Annotated in this window: 19 protein-coding genes and 1 pseudogene; 4 read left to right on the forward strand and 16 right to left on the reverse strand. The window is 59.2% G+C overall.

Annotated elements, in window-relative coordinates; all coding sequences use genetic code 11:
* From K6U75_02345 to K6U75_02375, 7 genes and pseudogenes are all read right to left on the reverse strand, one after another.
* Positions 1-471 carry a chemotaxis protein CheX gene (locus K6U75_02345; protein ID MCL6473885.1) on the reverse strand — a complete coding sequence of 157 codons (471 nt, stop codon included), beginning with the start codon at positions 469-471 and terminating at the stop codon, positions 1-3.
* Between the two features lie 13 nt (positions 472-484).
* Positions 485-850 (reverse strand): response regulator, encoded by a 366-nt coding sequence (locus K6U75_02350; protein ID MCL6473886.1) that lies wholly within the window; start codon positions 848-850, stop codon positions 485-487.
* 43 nt (positions 851-893) lie between these two features.
* A pseudogene (locus K6U75_02355) lies at positions 894-1,649 on the reverse strand (protein-glutamate O-methyltransferase CheR).
* A 50-nt stretch (positions 1,650-1,699) separates the two neighbouring features.
* Positions 1,700-2,581 (reverse strand): HDOD domain-containing protein, encoded by an 882-nt coding sequence (locus K6U75_02360; GenBank protein ID MCL6473887.1) that lies wholly within the window; start codon positions 2,579-2,581, stop codon positions 1,700-1,702.
* Entirely contained in the window at positions 2,578-3,105 is a 528-nt protein-coding gene (locus K6U75_02365) for a chemotaxis protein CheD (protein MCL6473888.1), read from the reverse strand. Before K6U75_02365 ends, K6U75_02360 begins: the two co-directional genes overlap by 4 nt.
* 4 nt (positions 3,106-3,109) lie before the next feature.
* A complete protein-coding gene (locus K6U75_02370) occupies positions 3,110-3,721 on the reverse strand; it encodes a chemotaxis protein CheC (protein ID MCL6473889.1) in 612 nt (203 codons plus the stop codon).
* A gap of 85 nt (positions 3,722-3,806) precedes the next feature.
* The gene (locus tag K6U75_02375) at positions 3,807-4,667 is read right to left on the reverse strand and encodes an NAD(P)-dependent oxidoreductase (GenBank protein MCL6473890.1); all 861 of its coding nucleotides are present in this window, start codon (positions 4,665-4,667) and stop codon (positions 3,807-3,809) included.
* A 279-nt stretch (positions 4,668-4,946) separates the two neighbouring features.
* Between K6U75_02375 and K6U75_02380 the strand changes: the two genes are divergently transcribed.
* A complete protein-coding gene (locus tag K6U75_02380) occupies positions 4,947-5,975 on the forward strand; it encodes a hydroxyacid dehydrogenase (protein ID MCL6473891.1) in 1,029 nt (342 codons plus the stop codon).
* Here the strand turns inward: K6U75_02380 and K6U75_02385 are convergent.
* From K6U75_02385 to K6U75_02410, 6 genes are all read right to left on the reverse strand, one after another.
* Positions 5,972-6,592, reverse strand: a complete 621-nt coding sequence (locus tag K6U75_02385) for a tetratricopeptide repeat protein (GenBank protein ID MCL6473892.1) — start codon at positions 6,590-6,592, stop codon at positions 5,972-5,974. The genes K6U75_02380 and K6U75_02385 overlap by 4 nt on opposite strands.
* A gap of 5 nt (positions 6,593-6,597) precedes the next feature.
* Positions 6,598-6,942 carry a ribosome silencing factor gene (gene rsfS / locus K6U75_02390; GenBank protein MCL6473893.1) on the reverse strand — a complete coding sequence of 115 codons (345 nt, stop codon included), beginning with the start codon at positions 6,940-6,942 and terminating at the stop codon, positions 6,598-6,600.
* Positions 6,939-7,883, reverse strand: coding sequence for an LCP family protein (locus K6U75_02395; GenBank protein ID MCL6473894.1), 945 nt, complete (start codon positions 7,881-7,883; stop codon positions 6,939-6,941). Before K6U75_02395 ends, rsfS begins: the two co-directional genes overlap by 4 nt.
* Positions 7,873-8,487 (reverse strand): nicotinate-nucleotide adenylyltransferase, encoded by a 615-nt coding sequence (gene nadD, locus K6U75_02400; GenBank protein MCL6473895.1) that lies wholly within the window; start codon positions 8,485-8,487, stop codon positions 7,873-7,875. Before nadD ends, K6U75_02395 begins: the two co-directional genes overlap by 11 nt.
* A 2-nt stretch (positions 8,488-8,489) precedes the next feature.
* The gene (locus K6U75_02405) at positions 8,490-9,758 is read right to left on the reverse strand and encodes a glutamate-5-semialdehyde dehydrogenase (GenBank protein ID MCL6473896.1); all 1,269 of its coding nucleotides are present in this window, start codon (positions 9,756-9,758) and stop codon (positions 8,490-8,492) included.
* A 316-nt stretch (positions 9,759-10,074) separates the two neighbouring features.
* Positions 10,075-10,449 carry a hypothetical protein gene (locus K6U75_02410; GenBank protein MCL6473897.1) on the reverse strand — a complete coding sequence of 125 codons (375 nt, stop codon included), beginning with the start codon at positions 10,447-10,449 and terminating at the stop codon, positions 10,075-10,077.
* Positions 10,450-10,727: 278 nt separating this feature from the next.
* On the opposite strand from K6U75_02410, the gene K6U75_02415 reads away from it, so the two are divergent.
* A complete protein-coding gene (locus tag K6U75_02415; protein ID MCL6473898.1) occupies positions 10,728-11,534 on the forward strand; it encodes a radical SAM protein in 807 nt (268 codons plus the stop codon).
* Positions 11,535-11,573: 39 nt separating this feature from the next.
* Here K6U75_02415 and K6U75_02420 read toward each other — a convergent pair whose 3' ends face one another.
* The 3 genes from K6U75_02420 to K6U75_02430 all read right to left on the reverse strand — a co-directional run bounded on the left by K6U75_02420 (position 11,574) and on the right by K6U75_02430 (position 14,109).
* Complete coding sequence (locus K6U75_02420) at positions 11,574-11,834, reverse strand: GYD domain-containing protein (GenBank protein ID MCL6473899.1); 261 nt, start codon at positions 11,832-11,834, stop codon at positions 11,574-11,576.
* Positions 11,835-11,890: 56 nt separating this feature from the next.
* A complete protein-coding gene (locus K6U75_02425; protein MCL6473900.1) occupies positions 11,891-13,201 on the reverse strand; it encodes an ADP-ribosylglycohydrolase family protein in 1,311 nt (436 codons plus the stop codon).
* Between the two features lie 212 nt (positions 13,202-13,413).
* Positions 13,414-14,109, reverse strand: coding sequence for a redox-sensing transcriptional repressor Rex (locus K6U75_02430; GenBank protein MCL6473901.1), 696 nt, complete (start codon positions 14,107-14,109; stop codon positions 13,414-13,416).
* A gap of 188 nt (positions 14,110-14,297) precedes the next feature.
* Here K6U75_02430 and K6U75_02435 point away from each other — a divergent pair, with 188 nt between their 5' ends.
* Positions 14,298-14,666 (forward strand): metalloregulator ArsR/SmtB family transcription factor, encoded by a 369-nt coding sequence (locus K6U75_02435; GenBank protein MCL6473902.1) that lies wholly within the window; start codon positions 14,298-14,300, stop codon positions 14,664-14,666.
* 3 nt (positions 14,667-14,669) lie between these two features.
* Positions 14,670-16,835, forward strand: a complete 2,166-nt coding sequence (locus K6U75_02440) for a cation-translocating P-type ATPase (protein ID MCL6473903.1) — start codon at positions 14,670-14,672, stop codon at positions 16,833-16,835.
* The last annotated feature ends 181 nt before the right edge of the window (positions 16,836-17,016 follow it).

Raw genomic sequence — 17,016 nt, forward strand, 5'->3', positions numbered from 1 at the left:
TTATTTTCTCTCCTGCAGGCTGACGTTGATTTCCAGGTCACCGAACTCTCCCAGCGTGATGGGCACCACCAGCGCGGGGGTGTTTACGGTGGAGATTTTGACGTTGCTGCCGCGAATGATGCTGGGCGGCGAGATATCGCAGGTGTAACCTTTCTCTGCTAACAGTGCTGCCGCGTTCCCGGTAATCATGTTACCCAGTTCGGCTATTGCGCTGGCAGCCAGCGCATCGAAGGTGCGGATGGGCTGTCCTATCATGTGCGACGCGATTTTGTCGGCAGTGGTCAGGCTCATCCCGTAGATGACCGTGCCCTCGACCTTGCCGGTCACGCCCATGACGATGCTACACTGCTGGGTGGTGAAGATGCCCGGGCGCATCGCCAGCTGTCCCTTATCAGGCACGACCCCCAGCACCATCTCCAGCACCGAGTATGCCGCGCTGACAAACGGGTTGATATATTCCACTCGCATCATGTTGAGACTCCTTTCAGTTGCCCAGCAGCTTCTGCACGCTTTCGATGACGCGTTCAGGCTGGAAGGGTTTGACGATGAAATCCTTTGCGCCCGCCTGGATGGCTTCCACCACCAGGTTCTTCTGCCCCATGGCGGTCACCATCACGATGCGCGCCTCGGGGTCGATCTTTTTAATCTCGCGCACCGCACTGATGCCGTCCATCTCCGGCATGGTAATGTCCATCGTGACCAGGTCGGGTTTCAGGTTCTTGTACATCTCCACTGCCTCGCGCCCGTTGGTGGCTTCGCCCGCCACCTCGTAGCCGTGTTGCGTCAGGATGTTCTTCAGCGTGACACGCATAAACAGCGCGTCATCGGTAACCAGTACTCTCTTACCCATCACTCTTCCCCCTTCACGTTCCTCCTGTGGTGTTATTCCATGTTTAAGCCGCCCTGCGCATTCCCGGCGCAGGCTTGCGGTAGAAAAACGACAGAGGCATCTCGAAGCCCAGTTCCCGGTAGTTGAAGATTCGCTCCGTGCTGCCGACGAAGAGCACTCCGCCGGGCACCAGAGACTGGAAGAACCGCTCGTAAAGCCTGTTCTTCGCCTCCTCGGTAAAGTAGATGACGACGTTCCGGCACACAATCAGGTGGAATCCGGTGTCGAACGGGTCCGCCAGCAGGTTATGCTTGCGGAAGACAATGTTTCGTTTCAGCTCTGGCTTCGCCTGATACCGGTCACCCTGCTGCACAAAGTACTTCTGTTTCCACTCTGGCGAAACGTTGCGCATATCCTCGGGAGCGAAAATGCCTTCTTTCGCCTTACTCAGGATGGTCTCGTCCACGTCGGTAGCGAGGATGTGATAGCTCAGTGGACGCATCTCCTCCAGCAAAATGGCGAGCGAATAGGGTTCCGCCCCGTACGAGCATCCAGCGCTCCACACCTTCAGTGGACTGCCCAGACGGCGCAGCTCGGGAAGTATCACCCGACGCAGTTCGTCAAATTTCTCCGGGTTGCGGAACAGCTCGGACACGTTGATGGTGATTCGGTCGATGAACTGATTGAACTGCCGCTGGTCTTTCTCCAGAATCGCCCAGTACTGCTCGAGGTTTCGTGCTCCGACGCGCTCCGCCATTGAGCGCAGCCGCCTCTCCATCTGGGGGCGTTTGTACTGCTGCAGGTCTAATCCCGTTTTGCGCAACACCTGTTCACAGAACCACAGGTAATCGTCCGAAGACAATGCACCTTTCACCGCAACACGACCTCCGGTTGCTCCTGAAGATTCGCTGCCTGAGCCATCTGGTCGACAATTTGCTCGCACAGCTCATCGATATCGGTTTGCTCCAGACCGAACATCGCGAGAGTGCCCTCTTCGAGGGCGTAATACAGTCCGTCTCCGCCGATGCCCATGCCCATCGTAATGGAGAGCAGGTCAGCCAGATGCACCACCGAAATCATCGGCTCTTTTTCAGGCGCGCTGGACGGCTGGTGATGGTACTTGATGACAGATACCAGCAGGGGTGGCAGATTCCACTTCTCAGCGATGAGCCCGCCTGCCATTGCGTGGTTGAAGCCCAGAACGGCTTGCTCTGCCTCCACAAAAGGAATGCGGTCCTGCAAAGCGCGCTCCGTAATCTGGTCGAACTGCTCGCGGACGAAGAGGTTAATCGCCACCTTGCCGATATCATGCAGAAGCCCAGCCACAAAAGCCTCTTCAGATACGGGTAGCCGCACCCGTCGCGCTATCAGTTGCGCACCGATAGCACAGGCAAGCGAGTGTCGCCACAGCTCACCACGCTGCAGCCAGTAGCCTGCAATCTCCCGATTGAGCAGTTCGAAGGTGGATGCCGCAATGGCGAGGTTCTTGATAGTGCGAAAACCCAGAATGACCACAGCCTCCGAAAGGGTACTGACACGGCGGGGCAGCCCATAGAAGGCGGAGTTTGCCAGCTTGAGCACGCGCGCCGCCATCGCCTGATCGGTAGCGATTACCCGTGCGATGCCCTGTGCGTCGGAGCGAGGGTCTTCCGCCATCCGCATCACGCGCACCACAACCTCAGGCAATGCAGGCAGGTCTCGAACAGTCTGTACCAGCTGCTGCAGTTTGTCGGACGTTCCTGTTGCGTTCATGCTGCCACCCCTGAAGAGGCAAGAATATTGCCGAGCACAGCCAGTTCGCGCTCTGCACCACCGATGGTACGCACCGCCACCATCCCATTGTCCGAGACCATCCGTAGGGTGCGTCCCACACTACCACCCACATCCTTTGCTATCAGTGGGATTCCTGCGTCACGCAAGGCATTGATGACTGCTTCTGCGTTGCGCGCACCGACATCCAGCGAGCTGCTCACACCAAACTGAAAAAGCTGTGCCCCACCGGCGATAGCGGCTTTCAGTCGTGAAGCACTGGCTCCCATCTCCACCATTTTCTGCACAATAGCCGGTATGGCGGTATCGGCGAACTTACCCGGCAACTCCCCCTTCTTATCCGCCTGGCTTTGGGGAAGTACCACGTGCACCATGCCTGCCACCCGCGCCAGAGGGTCATACAAACACACACCGATACAAGAACCCAGTCCCAGAGCAGTTAAAACGTGACCGGCACCGCGAACCACCTGCATTTCTCCCATGCCAACCGTAAGATGACTGCTCATTGCTTTAGCCCATCCCTATAGACTCGAGGATTCTCTGGATACCACCAGGCTCGGCAAGAAAGACAAATGTGCCTGAAATCAGCCCTTCGGGGTCGTAAATGTCGGTGGCAATGGTCACCGCGTAGTCGTCCAGCTTCTGCATGTTGGCGATAACCGCGCTGAGGATAGCGCAACCCATATCCACCGCCATCACAGGTGGGCTGGGCAGGAGTTGTAAACCCGTAAAATCGCTGATGGCAGTGAGGTATGCGCTCAGCATGATGTTGCCGATTTCCATCAACGCCGAGGCGGTTACTTCATCCAGATCCACCTCCGGCAATCCCAGCAACGTTCCTGCGAGGCGATGCGCGCTACCGACCTCGAAGATGAACGTGGCGTGCCCTGCCACTTCTCCGGTCACCTGCAGGTAGATGCCTGCCGTCACCTGTTCGGGGTCGCGCAAAACGCCCGACAGGTTGCTGATAGGTACGCAAACCGCCTGCGGTACGCTGATGAGAATGGTAGTGCCGATAAGGTCGGCTAAAGCCGAGGAGGCTTTGCCCATCCCAATATTCGCGATTTCACGCAGTGCGTCGTACTGCTCGTCGCTGAGGGTGAACTGTGGCTGGGCGCTCATGTTCCTACATCCCTTTTGTCGTTAGGCTATACCTATTATCGGCACTTTGTTATTTTTACTGAAGTGCGCCCAGCCTGAGGGAAAACTACTCTGGTGCGTTTCTCCACGAACGCTTTGCTTCCCATCCCAACGCTTGAGCCGCATGGGATGTGTCGATCAGCGCACGATAGGGATTATCCGCCACATAGGCGGCGAGGTCGCCGCGCCAGGGCAGGTGCGACCAGTATTTCTGCACCAGTTCCGCCGTAGGGATGTCTAAAGAGGTGTCCTTTGCACTCAACAGAAAGGCGTCGTGCTGGATGCCCTTCACCTGGAGCGCAAGCAACACCGCATCGCAAACGTCCTGAAGGTCTACATACGCCCAGAGCTCATCCTTGCCCCATTCCGCACGCGTCTCGGCGGAAAATCGCCGCCACCACGGGACCGGTTGCGCTGTATTCAGCACGAAGGCGGGACGGAAGCATATTGTCACGATGCCGTAGCGCTCCGAGTAGCTGCGGCACACCTCCTCCGCCAGATGCTTGGAAAGCTGGTAAGGAGTCATTGGGTGGCGTGGGTGAAAGTCGTCTATCGGTAGATATTCTGGCGGACGGTGCCCACCCACACAACCCAATGCGTTGATGCTGGAGAAGTAAATCACTCGCCCCACACCCGCCTCTGCACAGGCTTGCAGCACATTCCACGTGCCCTGCACGTTGACCGCCAGTACTTCGTCGGCAGCGTTGCGGCGGTCGCTGGACATCGCGCCCAGATGCACGACAGCATCCACACCCTGTACCAACCTGCGAACAGTGTAAACATCGCGCAGGTCGCCCGCCACATGCTCCCACTCCGTGGCTGAGCTGGCTGTTCGGTCAAAGGTGCGTAACATATGCCCCTCTGCCAGCAGCCGCTTCACCAGTTCCTGCCCGATGAAACCATTACTTCCCGTGACCAGCAGACGCATCTCCGTTCTATCCTCCAGCCATGATGGTTGCCTGTGTATTATATCCGAATGTGTGCAAGCCGTGCGAGGGCATAGCGCGCAGAGTCATGCAATTTATCCTGACGTATTGTTAAATACTCTTTTCCTCGGTTCGCGCCGTGCTCGAAAGTTGCTGAACGGATCGGCGGGAGCCTTGCCCTCCGGTTGAGGCGGTTGCAGGCGATTTGGCGGGAGAATCCGGCGAGGCCGGCGAACTAAACCCGAAGAGGGGAACTTTACCGACGGAGGAAAAAGTCCGCGATGGACACCGAGCGACTGAAGGTGCTGTACCTGCCCAAATCCGACCATACCGAACTTGCGTTCACCCCATACTGGTGGAGGCGACTTTGTCGCAGCGCGGAGGTAGTGGAATGGAACCATGCTGTGCCCTGTACCTCTGAGAATGTAGCGGAGCGCATCGGTGATGTTGACGTGCTGGTAACCGCCTGGGGCAGCCCGCGTTTGACGGACGAACTACTGCAGAAGGCGACGAAGCTTCGGCTGATTGCGCACGCGGCAGGGTCAGTGAAGTTCATGCTCTCGCAGGATGCTGTGCAACGTGTTCTCATCCCGCGCGGCATCCGCGTGTTCAGCGGCAACGGTGCGATTGCGCTCAATGTGGCAGAAGCTACCGTTGGGATGATGATTATGGGAGCACGCCGATGGATAGACCATGCCCTTGCCTACCGCGAGCGCGGCGTGTGGCGCGACCCGGCACTTCCCCTGAACGGGCAGTACCTTCTGGGCGCGACGGTGGGGCTGGTTTCGTGCAGCACGGTTGCCAGAGAGGTGATACGGCTACTTCGTCCCTTCCGCACCCGCATTCTGGTTTACGACCCGTTCCTGCCACTACAGGAGGCGCGGCGCATGCGCCTGAAACCGGTGGATTTGGAAACGCTCTTCCGTGAGTCGCACATCGTCAGTGTGCATACTCCCCTTCTGCCCGAGACGGTGGCGCTGATTTGGGGAGAGCATTTGCGCTTGCTGCGCGAGAATAGTGTGCTGGTGAACACCAGTCGCGGTAAGGTGATAGACCACGATGCGCTGCTGGAAGAGGCGCGCACAGGGCGTTTTGTGGCGGTGCTGGATGTGACCGACCCCGAACCACTTCCTCCCGACCACCCTCTGCGCCATCTGCCCAATGTAATTATCCTGCCGCACATCGCGGGCGCGGGATTTTACGGTTACCACCGCATTGGCGAGCTGCTGGTGCGAGCGGTAGAAGCAACGGCAAAGGGACAACCTTTCGAGGGAGAGGTTCCGCTGGAGCGATACGAGCAGATTGCCTAAACCTCCCAGCCCGACTTTTGCCTGCGGCGTGGTCCGCCGCGTTTGGCGGTCTGGAAGGCGTCAATCAGGCTCACCACATACACCGACGCCATCACCGAAGCGAGGAAGAGAAACGACCCGCCACCCTGCTCGATATTCCGAGCACCCCACGGGGAAAACGCCATGAGCAACCAGAGCACCAGCCAAATCGCAATCAGCACTGCGCCTTTCACCCGGTCGTTCATCAGCCACTGAGCCAGCCCGGGAAAGACAATAGAGGCAGCGATAGCCAGAAGCGGGCTGGCGGGTTCTTCAGGCAGGTCGGAAGCGGAAATACCCCGCTGCTTGAGCAGGGCGGCGGCGTACTTGCGCTCGGCGGAGGCATAACGCGGCGAATCCACCGGAGAGAGGTCGCGCGCTTTGCGGAAGGACTGCACCGCCTCCTCGATGCGCCCGGTGCGTTCCTGAATATCGCCCAGCAGTTCCAGCGCTTCGGCATTGCTGGCGTCCAGTTCCAGCAACTGGCGACAGCGTTCCTCCGCCCGCAGCAGGTCGTTGCGCATCTGATAGACGTAGGCTTCACGTAGCAGCTTTTCTATCTGCTCACGTCGGAGTTCGTCCTCGTCCGCGGCAGGCATGGTCATTACCCCCGTTTGTCCAGAAGCGGCGCACCACGCCAGAACTCCTCCAGTGCGTAGAACTCACGCACCTCGGGCTGCATCACGTGCACCACGACGTCGCCGTAGTCCAGCAATACCCACTCTCCACGTACATACCCTTCCAGACGCACCTCGCGCTCTCCTGCCTCTTCCATGAACTCGATAATCTTGTCCACGATGGCGCGTACCTGAATGCTGGAACGCCCGTTCATCAGCAGGAAGTAATCCGCCAGAATGGTCTTGCCTCGCAGGTCAATCTGCGAAATGTCTTCCGCTTTTACCTCCTCGGCGGCCCGCACGATAATGTCTACCTTCTGTTCCGCTGTCAAGGCGTCTGACTCCCCCCTTCGGAATTGGTTTGAGACAGTGCGTTCTGCTCCAGTTCGTCCAGCGCGTGGGTAACGCGCGTTTCATCAGGGATGTAGTAACTCAAGCCATCGATGTTCTGCGGTTGACCGGGCAACACTGCCGTAAAGATACGCTCCGGCGGCAGGTCCTTGCCGAAGCGCGCCAGATGAAGTACCTCGCGCGTGGTCATGTCCGTTTCTAACTGCTCCATGATCTGGCGGGTGAGCTCCGGCAGCCTGTCCACTTCCTGCCACTGGAACATTTTCGCCGCCAGTGCTTTCAGGAACTTCTGCTGGCGCTGGATACGTCCCAAATCGCCCAGAGGGTCGTGCCGGAAGCGCACATACTGCATGGCTTTTTCGCCATCCAGCAGGCGATAGCCTTTTTTCAGGTGGATGTACAGTCGCTGCTTGCGATCCACGTAGTGCATGTCCTTCTCGATATCTATCTCCACCCCGCCCAGCAGGTCCACGATTCGCTTGAACCCGTCCAGCCGCAACAGCACCACGCGGTCAATAGGAACGCCGAGCAGGTTTTCTACTGTCTGCTTCGCCGTGTTCAATCCACCCCAGGCGTACGCCGCGTTCACCTTGAAGGTGCGGTGTCCCGGAATATCGGCACGGGTATCGCGCGGGATGGAGAGCGCGTAAACTGCCTTCTTCTCGAAGTCTACCGTCGCCACGATGATGGTATCCGTATTGCCCGTTACCTGATCCACCCCCAGAGCGAGGATGCGGATGCGCGGTGTGCGGGCGAAGGCTGGGGTCACCAGTTCGCGCACCGAAATGGGTTTTGGAGCGCGCTGGTTATAGCCCAGAATCGCCCCGGCGATGCCAGCCCCCGCAATGACCGCAAGCGACAGCAGTGCCCACAGCACACGACGTATCCAAGCGCGGTCGCCAGCAGGCGGCTCAAAACTCATTCGGCTCCTCCAGCGGTTCGTTGCGATAGAGCTGATGCTTCAGGATATACTGTGCCACGCTATCGGGCGTCAGGTAGCGGATGGACGCGCCGCGCCTCACCCGGTTGCGGATATCGGTGGCGGAGATATCCAGCAAAGGCATCTCCATCACATACACGCGACGGCACAGCGTATCGGGCAGGTGCAAACTCGCCAGGTCAAAGCCGGGGCGCGACGCGGCGATGATATGCGCCATCTGGCAAATGCGTTCCGGCTGTTTCCAGGAAGTCATGTATGCCAGCGAGTCCGCCCCCACAATCAGAAACAGCTCGTGATGCGGATAAAGGCTGAGCCACTGCTCCAGAGTATCCACCGTGTACGATACGCCTCCACGCTCAATCTCGATTCTGGAGGCGCGAAAATGGGGATTGCTTGCCGTTGCCAGCAGAGTCATGGCGAAACGGTGCTCCGCCGGCGAGACCGCATAGCTCTTTTTATGCGGCGGAATGCCACAGGGGATGAACACCACCTGCTCCAGTTCGAACCGCTGGCGCGCCTCTTCCGCCACAAACAGATGGGCGTAATGGATGGGGTCAAACGTGCCGCCCAGTATTCCTGTGCGCATTGCTAAGTTCGCACCTGCCCATCGCCGTAAACGACGAATTTGGTGGTGGTCAGTTCGCGCAAACCCATGGGACCGCGTGCGTGCAACTTCTGGGTGCTGATGCCGACCTCCGCCCCAAAGCCGAACTCAAAGCCATCGGTGAAACGGGTAGAGGCGTTTACATACACGCAGGCGGCGTCTACCTCGCGCGTGAACCGTCGCGCGGCGTCCAGACTGCGCGTGATGATGGCTTCGGAATGGCGACTGCCGTACTGGTTGATGTGGGCGATTGCCTCGTCGAGGCTGTCTACCACCTTCACCGCCAATATCAGCGCGAGATATTCGGTGTACCAGTCCTCTTCGGTAGCCTCCACCGCCCAGGGAACCAGCTGTCGTGTACGTCCACAGCCACGGATTTCCACGCCCGCCGCCTTCAACCGTTCTGCGAACGCAGGCAGAAACTCTGCCGCTACCGCCGAGTGCACCAACAGGGTCTCCATCGCGTTGCACACGGAGGGGCGCTGTACCTTCGCGTTGAACGCCACCTCTGAAGCCATTTGCAGGTCAGCGTCCTCGTGGATATAAGTATGGCAGTTGCCCACACCGGTTTCAATCACGGGCACGGTAGCGGTCTGCATCACCGTCTGGATTAAGCCTGCGCCCCCCCGCGGGATGATGCAGTCGACCAGACCGTTAAGGCGCATCAGATGGGTGGCGGCTTCGCGGTCGGTGGTCTGCACCATCTGCACGCACTCTGCCGGTAGCCCTGCATCCTCTATCGCGCGTACGAGACTGGATGTAATCGCCTGGTTGGAGCGAAACGCCTCTGAGCCGCCGCGCAGGATGACCGCATTGCCCGATTTGAGGCACAACGCTGCCGCGTCAGCGGTAACGTTCGGGCGCGATTCGTAGATGATGGCCACCACTCCCAGCGGCACGCGCACCTTCAGGATTTCCAGCCCGTTGGGACGCTTCCAGCCTTCCACAATTTCGCCTACCGGGTCGGGCAGAGCTGCAACCTGCCGGATGCCTTCCGCCATCGACGCGATGCGCTTCTCGTTCAGCGTCAACCGCTCGATCATCGCTTCGGGCAACCCGCGTTCACGCGCTTGACGGATATCCTCCTCGTTCGCCTCCAGTATCCGCACCGAATCGGCGAGCAGGGCATCCGCCATCGCCAGCAACGCATGGTCTTTCGCTGAGGTACTTGCATGTGCCAGCGACATCGCCGCACGGCGAGCCGCTTTCGCCTGTTCGGTAACCTGATGTGTCCAATCGCTCATCTGTATCATCTACCTCTGACCGTAATTTCTTTAGGAGTTACGCAGTTGAAAGACTGCTCGGGAGTTTGCAGTATAAAGCGACATCATCTGTCATTCTGAGCGAAGCGAAGAATCTCCGCTGTGGCTCTCAGATGCTTCGCTGACGCTCAGCATGACAGAAAATTGTCTCTACAGTTGCTGAAAAAGCACGTCCCGCGGGGTGTTCATCGCAACTGCGTAACTCCTATTGTTTATAGATTACCACAAAACATCCTTCTCAGGACACGAACAACCAGGTTCTCCTGCTGCGAGGGACAGGAGACAAAAGGGCAGGCATACGCGGTGGTCAAGCCGATGATAACGCCGCCATCAGGTGCTGTTCCAGCTGCCCAACCGCCCTCCGCACCGCTTCGGGCTGAATGCCTGCGGCAACATCCGGGTAGCCCGCCTGCGTCAGCATCTCGGGAAGATGATAGGCGAGCTGCTTGAGCGTCCAGAGGATAGCATCCGACATGCCATAGCCCGCCAGCTCCACGTGTTCATCGCGCCCCATCGGGTCATAGTGGTAGTGCGGTTGGTACTTAAAGCAGTCGAAGCGCAGAATCTGGCGCGGGCTTCCGTTGACATGAGCGTATACCCGGATATCGAAGCCCTCGTCACCACCGAAATGCCGGTACTGTGCCGTCAACCACACGTTGCCAGCCTCAAAAGTGCGCTGCAAAAACAGTCCTCCTTCCTGATATCCGCACGCTATTGGCTTCAACCTGCGTAGCGGTTATACGGAGTTTAGCACCAAACACCATAGAAAGGCAAGAGGTGGCGAGGGGTGTTCGATAAATCCGCCAGAAGCCGCTTGGAGGGCGAGGTTCCCGCCGAGCTGTTGGGTGCGGGTTCGGCTCACCCGAAGGTTCGCCCTCCAAAAGATTTCTGTCGGACATATCGAACACCCCCTGTTCCGGTTGACTCCGTCCATGCATCAGGTATACAATAGTATACGTGATGCGTTATCTGCAGGTTCAGGAAATACGCTGCAAACACCTGTTGCACCGGACGGGTGCGTCTTTCGCGGAATGGACGCTCAACCCGTACATTGGGTGCGGGTTCGGGTGCTCGTATTGCTACGTACCGGTGTTGCGGGCGAAGCGTGGTCAGGAGGAGATAGGAGCGTGGGGCAGCTGGGTGCAGGTGAAGGTGAATGCGCCTGATGTGGTGCGACGTGAGATGCTGGACATGCCGCGCGACGCACACATCCTGATTGGCAGCGCGACCGATGCCTGGCAGCCCATAGAGAAGCGCTATCGGGTATCGCGCGGGGTGCTGTACGAGCTGAGCTTTTATCCGAATCGGGTAACCATCTTCACCCGGTCTCCCCTGCTTATCCGTGACATCGACCTGCTGAGGCGCTTCGAAAACATCTCTGTGCACATCTCCGTGCCCACAGTAGACGAACAGGTGCACCGTATCTTTGAGCCGCACGCGCCCGCTGTGGCAGGGCGGATAGAATTGACGCGCTGTTTACTGAAGGCGGGCATACGCACCACCTGGGCGTGGTGTCCGTTTCTGCCGGGCGTCGAGAACACCCCGGTGCAGGTGAGGCAATATGTGCGCGCCGCCGTGCAGGCAGGTGTGCGTGAAATCTGGGTGGGCAGGATGAACTACTGGAGCTTTCTGCAGGAACGATACAAAGCGCTGTTACGCCGTTACCGGGCACAGGTGGGGTGGGCACCACGCCTGCTGGTCAGAGAGGAGCTGGAACAGCTGGTACGCGAGGAGTGCGCAAAAGAGGGCATCCTCTGCAGGATATGATGCAGGGGCAACCACGAGGGTTGCCCCCATCCACTCAAACTAGAAGCTCTCAGCAGGAACAGCCAGCATGGTGTCGGTTACCAGCAGACCCGTCTCCGCCACCGCGCGCAGGAAGCGGTTTGCGGTCGCCTGGTCTGGTGCAGACCACACGGTCACCAGGTCATATTGCCCGTAGGTAATCATCGCCACCTGAATCTGGATACCGTGCTGGGAAGCCAGGGTGTTGAGCTGCCCCAGACCACCACCGAACAGCTCCTTCGCCCGTCCCGGCGCTGCTTTCGCGAGCGTCACAAACTGCATGGTTGCCACCTCCCTCACTGGAGATTTTGTATCGTGCTTCAGGGGGACCTCCCCTGTTAGCCTGTGCCGGTCAGTACCTTCGTCGCCTGCTTCAGACTGCGTTTTGCCAGGTCGCTGATTCGGTTTGCAGCGAAGCCGAACACTGCGCTGTACAGTGTGTTCTGTAGAGGTTCGATCCACTTCGCCGGCAGTGCCTTCGCGCCGAACGCCGCTCCCCAGATACTTCCTGCCGTTGCGCCGTTGCAGTCGGTATCCATTCCCTGCATCACCGAGATGGTAATCACCTTCTCAAAGTCGGGCCATCCCCACAGCAGAGCGTTCAGCACGATGGCGTCGTTGTTCACCGTGTGCACGGGATGGTACTTGCCGTAATATCGATTCAAGAGGCGTTCCAGAGCCTCCTGCCAGCTGCGGCACTCTTTTCGCCACCGCAGGCAATCGCGAATCATCTCCGCTTCGCGGCTCTGAGCGGGTATCTCTGCCGCACCTGCCCGGATAATCTCCACCACATCCTGCGTGGCAAACGCAGCGGCAATCATTGCCGCGACAAACATCTCGCCGTAGATGCCGTTCTTCACATGCGACAGCGCGGCATCCCGATAGGCAAACTCCGCCGCCTTTTCGGGATAACCCGGCGCGACGTAACCCCAGAAATCCGCCCGAATGCGTGCGCCAATCCACTCGCGATACGGGTTCAGGTGTATCGGAACCTCCTCCAGAGGCAACTCGTTGACCAGATTGATGTACGCCTGTCGCTCCGCCGTATAGGTCTGGTAGGCAGGAAGCAGGTGCAGCCAGGCATTTCCCACATCGCGCGTGGTGAAGTCTGCGCCATGCCTCTCGAAAATGTGCAGCCCGAGCACCGTATAATCGGTATCGTCATCCCGCTCGCCGGCGTGGATATGCCCGATGGTGCACCAGGTGTACGGCTGTGGCACGCCTTCGGGTGGAGTGCGTGTCTCTGCTGGCAGATAGTCGGTCATGGGATAGGCGTCGGCTCCCTCCAGATACTGGCGGATACGCTCGTGACTCCAGCCTTCCACCGGCTTGCCCAGCATACACCCCGCGACACGCCCCAGCCACGCGCCGTGCAGCCTGTCCAGCAAATCCTCCTCGCAGATGACCATTTTGAAGCGACGCACGCCCTCATCGCGTGAGTGCCGGATGCCCTGCAGGTCGCTGGGTTCCCTGTAGGGAAAATCCTCGCGGATGGGCAGAGTCATCAGGTCGCGGTAAAGGTCCCACAGCTCCTCCGCACTGCGCGCTTCCTGCCAGCGATCGACAAAGCCGGCGGTATCCGCACCCTCTTCGCCACGCTGGATGATTTCGTCGTGCAGCAGCGCACGCAATGTTTCCACAGATGGCATCGCTGGATCTCCTTCTGAACGAATCATGCACGCAGTTTCCTTCGCCGAGAGGCACAGACCTTCCTGTTGCGCTGGGTGCAGGAAAGATGCGGCTACATCGGGCGTTGTAGAGACGCCCAGACAGCCTGACCCACCATGTCAATGGCAGGACATTCTCAGGCGCAAGCGTCACCCTGCGGGCTAGCAATGATGTCTCAGGGCAGGCAATCTCCTCACAAATGGTCAGACTGGTGAGTCAGCGAAGCCGCGGGGTGCCTCTCTTCGTGTTCCAGATGGTACGACAGCACCGCCAGCTCTTGCAAGAAGGAGACGTTGCGCACCACCACATGCGGAGGAACGCGCAGGATAGTGGGCGCGAAGTTGAGGATAGCCGTCACCCCAGCATCTACCAGAAGGTCCGTGACCTCCTGCGCTGCGCTGGCGGGCACCGCAATGATGCCGATGCGGGCACGGATGCGCTCGTTCACCTCTTTCAGACGGTTCACATCCAGTATTTCATGCTCCCAGAGCATCCTGCCTATTTTGGCGTAGTTGTTGTCGAAAACGGCGGCAATGGTGAACTTGTGCTCGCGCAGACCGGGGTAGCCCACCAGTGCGGAGCCCAGGTTGCCCGCCCCCACCAGCAACACCGGCTGCTCGCGGTGGATTTTGAGGATTCGGGCGATGTGCCGGTGCAGATCGCTGACTCGGTAGCCAACGCCCGGCTTTCCAAACTCGCCAAAGTAGGACAGGTCTTTACGAAACTGTGCGGCGTTGATTCCGGTTTGCTCTTCGATATCTGTGGACGAAACAATGTGCACTTGCGCCGCCTCGAGGTCGCTGAGCAATCGCAGGTAAGTCGCCAGGCGCTCGAGGGTGGGAATGGGTACCCGTTGATTGTTGAATTTGCTCCTGTCACGACGTGCCATTCTTCGGACAAAGCCCCTCTGAGAATATGTTGTTCAAGATATATAGCATATCTAAAAAATTATACCCTATCCGAAGAGGAAACGGTCAAGGTCGCAAGAGGGTGTTCGGGAAAGATGATTGACTTCCCGGAGCGGATTTGCCATAATAATATTGAACATCTGTTCAAATGTTCAAAAGAGGATACCGGATGAGAAACTTAGCCCCTGTGCTGCAATGCGACCCGAATGACCATGTGGATACGACGGCTGTTGCCCGTGTGCAGCAGTCGCTTCCCGATATTCGCACGCTCACGCGCATGAGTGAGATATTTGCCGCACTGGGGGATGCCACCCGCTTGCGCCTCTTGCTCGCGCTCAGCCACCAACCGCTGTGCGTGCACGAGTTGTCCGAGGTACTGGGCGTCAGCGTCAGCGCGGTCTCGCATCAGCTGCGCACGCTCAAGATGTTGAGGCTGGTCACCGCGCAGCGTGCGGGCAAGCGAGTGTACTACTCGCTGGACGATGCACACGTCCACCACCTCATCGAACAGGGTCTGCAACACGCTCTGGAGCGATAGCCAATGACGGACAGCAAAGCCCGGCAATCCAGCAGGCTGCAGAGGAAAACCTTCCGCGTGAGCGAGATGGACTGCGCGGATTGCGCAACGGGTTTGGAGGAGGCGATACGCCGGGTACCGGGCGTGCAGCAGGTGAGGGCAGCTTTTCACACCGGCACCGTACAGGTGTGGGTTTCGCCTGAGGTGGAGGAAAGCGTTTTGCAAGAGGCGGCACAACGGGCTGGGTACCGGCTTTTACCACACCCGGCGGCGCACAGCCACGCAGAAGGCGGGCATCAGCGCAAAGGGGTAGTGGTGCTGGCGTCACTGTTAGGTATTGTGGCGTTCGTCTTGCAGAAGCAGCAGGTTTCCGCGTGGATGTTCGTTCCCCTTTATCTCACAGCGATTGTGCTTGCCGGAGTGCCTACCTTTATCGCCGCATGGAGAGCAGTGCGCCAGCGTATGCTGGACACCAACGTGCTGATGAGTATCGCCGTGCTCGGCGCGATAGGTCTGCAGGAATGGGCAGAAGCCACGACGGTGGTCTGTTTGTTCGCCATCGGCAACCTGCTGGAACACCTTACCACCGAGCGCACCCGTCGTGCTATCCGCCAGCTCATGGACTCCGCGCCGGAAACCGCTACCGTCGTGACGCCGGAGGGTACACACACCGTGCCCGCCGCCCTGGTGCGGCAGGATGAGCGCATCCGCATCCGAGCCGGTGAACGCTTCCCACTGGATGGCGAAATCGTAGAGGGTTATTCGGATGTAGACCAGTCCATGATTACGGGCGAAAGCCGCCCGGTGCCCAAATCGCCGGGTGACACGGTGTTTGCCGGCACGCTCAACCAGACCGGTATGGTGGACGTTCGCGTGACACGCACCTATGAGAACACCACCCTTGCCCGGCTTATCCATCTGGTGGAGGAGGCGCAGGAGCATAAAGCCCCGCTTCAGCATCTGGTAGACCGTTTCGCGCGGGTTTATACTCCTGTCGTGATTGCGCTGGCGGTGCTGATTTCCACCATCCCTTCCCTCATCTGGGGCGACTTTGACCGCTGGTTCTTCCGCAGTCTGAGCCTGTTGCTTATCGCGTGCCCCTGTGCCCTGGTCATCTCCACACCGGTAGCACTGGTTGCCGCACTGGGAACCGCCTCGCGCCTCGGTGTTCTCATCAAGGGCGGTATTTATGTCGAGGCGATGGCGCAGGTGCGCGCGATGGTCTACGACAAGACCGGCACACTGACCACCGGCAAGATGCGCGTGCGCGAAGTACAGTGCCTGGACAACGTGCCAGAGGGGCAGCTGCTGGCAATGGCTGCCGCTGTGGAGACAGCGTCTACTCACCCACTGGCAGAGGCTTTGCGCGAAGAAGCCAGCCGGCGCGGTCTATCTTTGCCATCGGTGCGCGACAGCAGGGTGGTTCCCGGCAAGGGCGTGCAGGGCATGATAGACGGCAAATGGTGCAAGGTGGGCAGTGCCGAATTCGCCTGCACGCACCTCGTTCAGGATATGCCCCTCCTTCCCAGCGCAGAGGAAGAGGAGGCAACCCAGGTATGGGTGCAGATAGATGGGAAAACGGCTGGGCGTATCCTCTTCGAGGACACGCGCCGTGCTGAAGCGGCGCAGGTGGTGCGCGAGCTGCGCAGGATGGGGATAGACTACCACGTGATGCTCAGCGGAGACAGAGAGCCCATCGCGCGGAGGATTGCCCGCGACCTGGGGTTGGACGAGGTGCGTGCCCCATTGTTGCCCGAAGAGAAGGTAGAGGCGGTGCGCGAACTGCGTGAGCGGTTTGGGGCGGTAGCCATGATCGGCGATGGCATTAACGACGCCCCTGCACTGAAGGTGGCAACGGTGGGAATCGCAATGGGCGCCGCTGGCAGCGACGCGGCGATAGAGGCGGCGGACATCGCTCTGATGAATGACGATCTGCGTCTTCTGCCCTACCTGGTAGGTTTAAGCCGCGCCACCGTGAGCATTATCCGCCAGAACATCGCCCTTGCCGTCGGCACGAAACTGCTGCTGCTGTTCATTGCGGCGCCGGGCTATCTGCCTCTCTGGCTGGCGGTGATGGGAGATACGGGCGTGTCATTGCTGGTAACACTGAATGCGCTCAGACTGTTCAAACATCGGCACGAGGAGGTCTCAGAGGAGTTGAGGCCTTCTGATGAGCCTCCCCGCTTGTAGCCGCAGGCTGGAGCCTGCGTTTCTGGAGGGCGAACCTTCCGGTGAACCGAATCCTCACCCAACCTCCCAGCCGACGCGGAGGGATTTACGGCTCGGCAGGAGCTTCACCTCCCACAGGCGTCTGGAGGATTTATCGGTTGTCCTCAGGGCACGTTGTGATTCCAGTGGCAAAACGATATAA

It is taken from the genome of Bacillota bacterium (assembly GCA_023511455.1).
In the GTDB taxonomy this organism is placed as follows: domain Bacteria; phylum Armatimonadota; class HRBIN16; order HRBIN16; family HRBIN16; genus HRBIN16.

What these genes read in the sequence shown, in the direction of transcription:
- K6U75_02415 (MCL6473898.1), top strand. Translation starts at nt 10,728, where the DNA reads ATGCGTTATCTGCAGGTTCAGGAAATACGCTGCAAACACCTGTTGCAC.
- K6U75_02405 (MCL6473896.1), bottom strand. Translation starts at nt 9,758, where the DNA reads ATGATACAGATGAGCGATTGGACACATCAGGTTACCGAACAGGCGAAA.
- nadD (MCL6473895.1), bottom strand. Translation starts at nt 8,487, where the DNA reads ATGCGCACAGGAATACTGGGCGGCACGTTTGACCCCATCCATTACGCC.
- K6U75_02385 (MCL6473892.1), bottom strand. Translation starts at nt 6,592, where the DNA reads ATGCCTGCCGCGGACGAGGACGAACTCCGACGTGAGCAGATAGAAAAG.
- K6U75_02420 (MCL6473899.1), bottom strand. Translation starts at nt 11,834, where the DNA reads ATGCAGTTTGTGACGCTCGCGAAAGCAGCGCCGGGACGGGCGAAGGAG.
- K6U75_02430 (MCL6473901.1), bottom strand. Translation starts at nt 14,109, where the DNA reads ATGGCACGTCGTGACAGGAGCAAATTCAACAATCAACGGGTACCCATT.
- K6U75_02370 (MCL6473889.1), bottom strand. Translation starts at nt 3,721, where the DNA reads ATGAGCGCCCAGCCACAGTTCACCCTCAGCGACGAGCAGTACGACGCA.
- K6U75_02425 (MCL6473900.1), bottom strand. Translation starts at nt 13,201, where the DNA reads ATGCCATCTGTGGAAACATTGCGTGCGCTGCTGCACGACGAAATCATC.
- K6U75_02350 (MCL6473886.1), bottom strand. Translation starts at nt 850, where the DNA reads ATGGGTAAGAGAGTACTGGTTACCGATGACGCGCTGTTTATGCGTGTC.
- K6U75_02360 (MCL6473887.1), bottom strand. Translation starts at nt 2,581, where the DNA reads ATGAACGCAACAGGAACGTCCGACAAACTGCAGCAGCTGGTACAGACT.
- K6U75_02395 (MCL6473894.1), bottom strand. Translation starts at nt 7,883, where the DNA reads ATGAGTTTTGAGCCGCCTGCTGGCGACCGCGCTTGGATACGTCGTGTG.
- K6U75_02345 (MCL6473885.1), bottom strand. Translation starts at nt 471, where the DNA reads ATGATGCGAGTGGAATATATCAACCCGTTTGTCAGCGCGGCATACTCG.
- K6U75_02365 (MCL6473888.1), bottom strand. Translation starts at nt 3,105, where the DNA reads ATGAGCAGTCATCTTACGGTTGGCATGGGAGAAATGCAGGTGGTTCGC.
- K6U75_02435 (MCL6473902.1), top strand. Translation starts at nt 14,298, where the DNA reads ATGAGAAACTTAGCCCCTGTGCTGCAATGCGACCCGAATGACCATGTG.
- K6U75_02380 (MCL6473891.1), top strand. Translation starts at nt 4,947, where the DNA reads ATGGACACCGAGCGACTGAAGGTGCTGTACCTGCCCAAATCCGACCAT.
- K6U75_02440 (MCL6473903.1), top strand. Translation starts at nt 14,670, where the DNA reads ATGACGGACAGCAAAGCCCGGCAATCCAGCAGGCTGCAGAGGAAAACC.
- K6U75_02375 (MCL6473890.1), bottom strand. Translation starts at nt 4,667, where the DNA reads ATGCGTCTGCTGGTCACGGGAAGTAATGGTTTCATCGGGCAGGAACTG.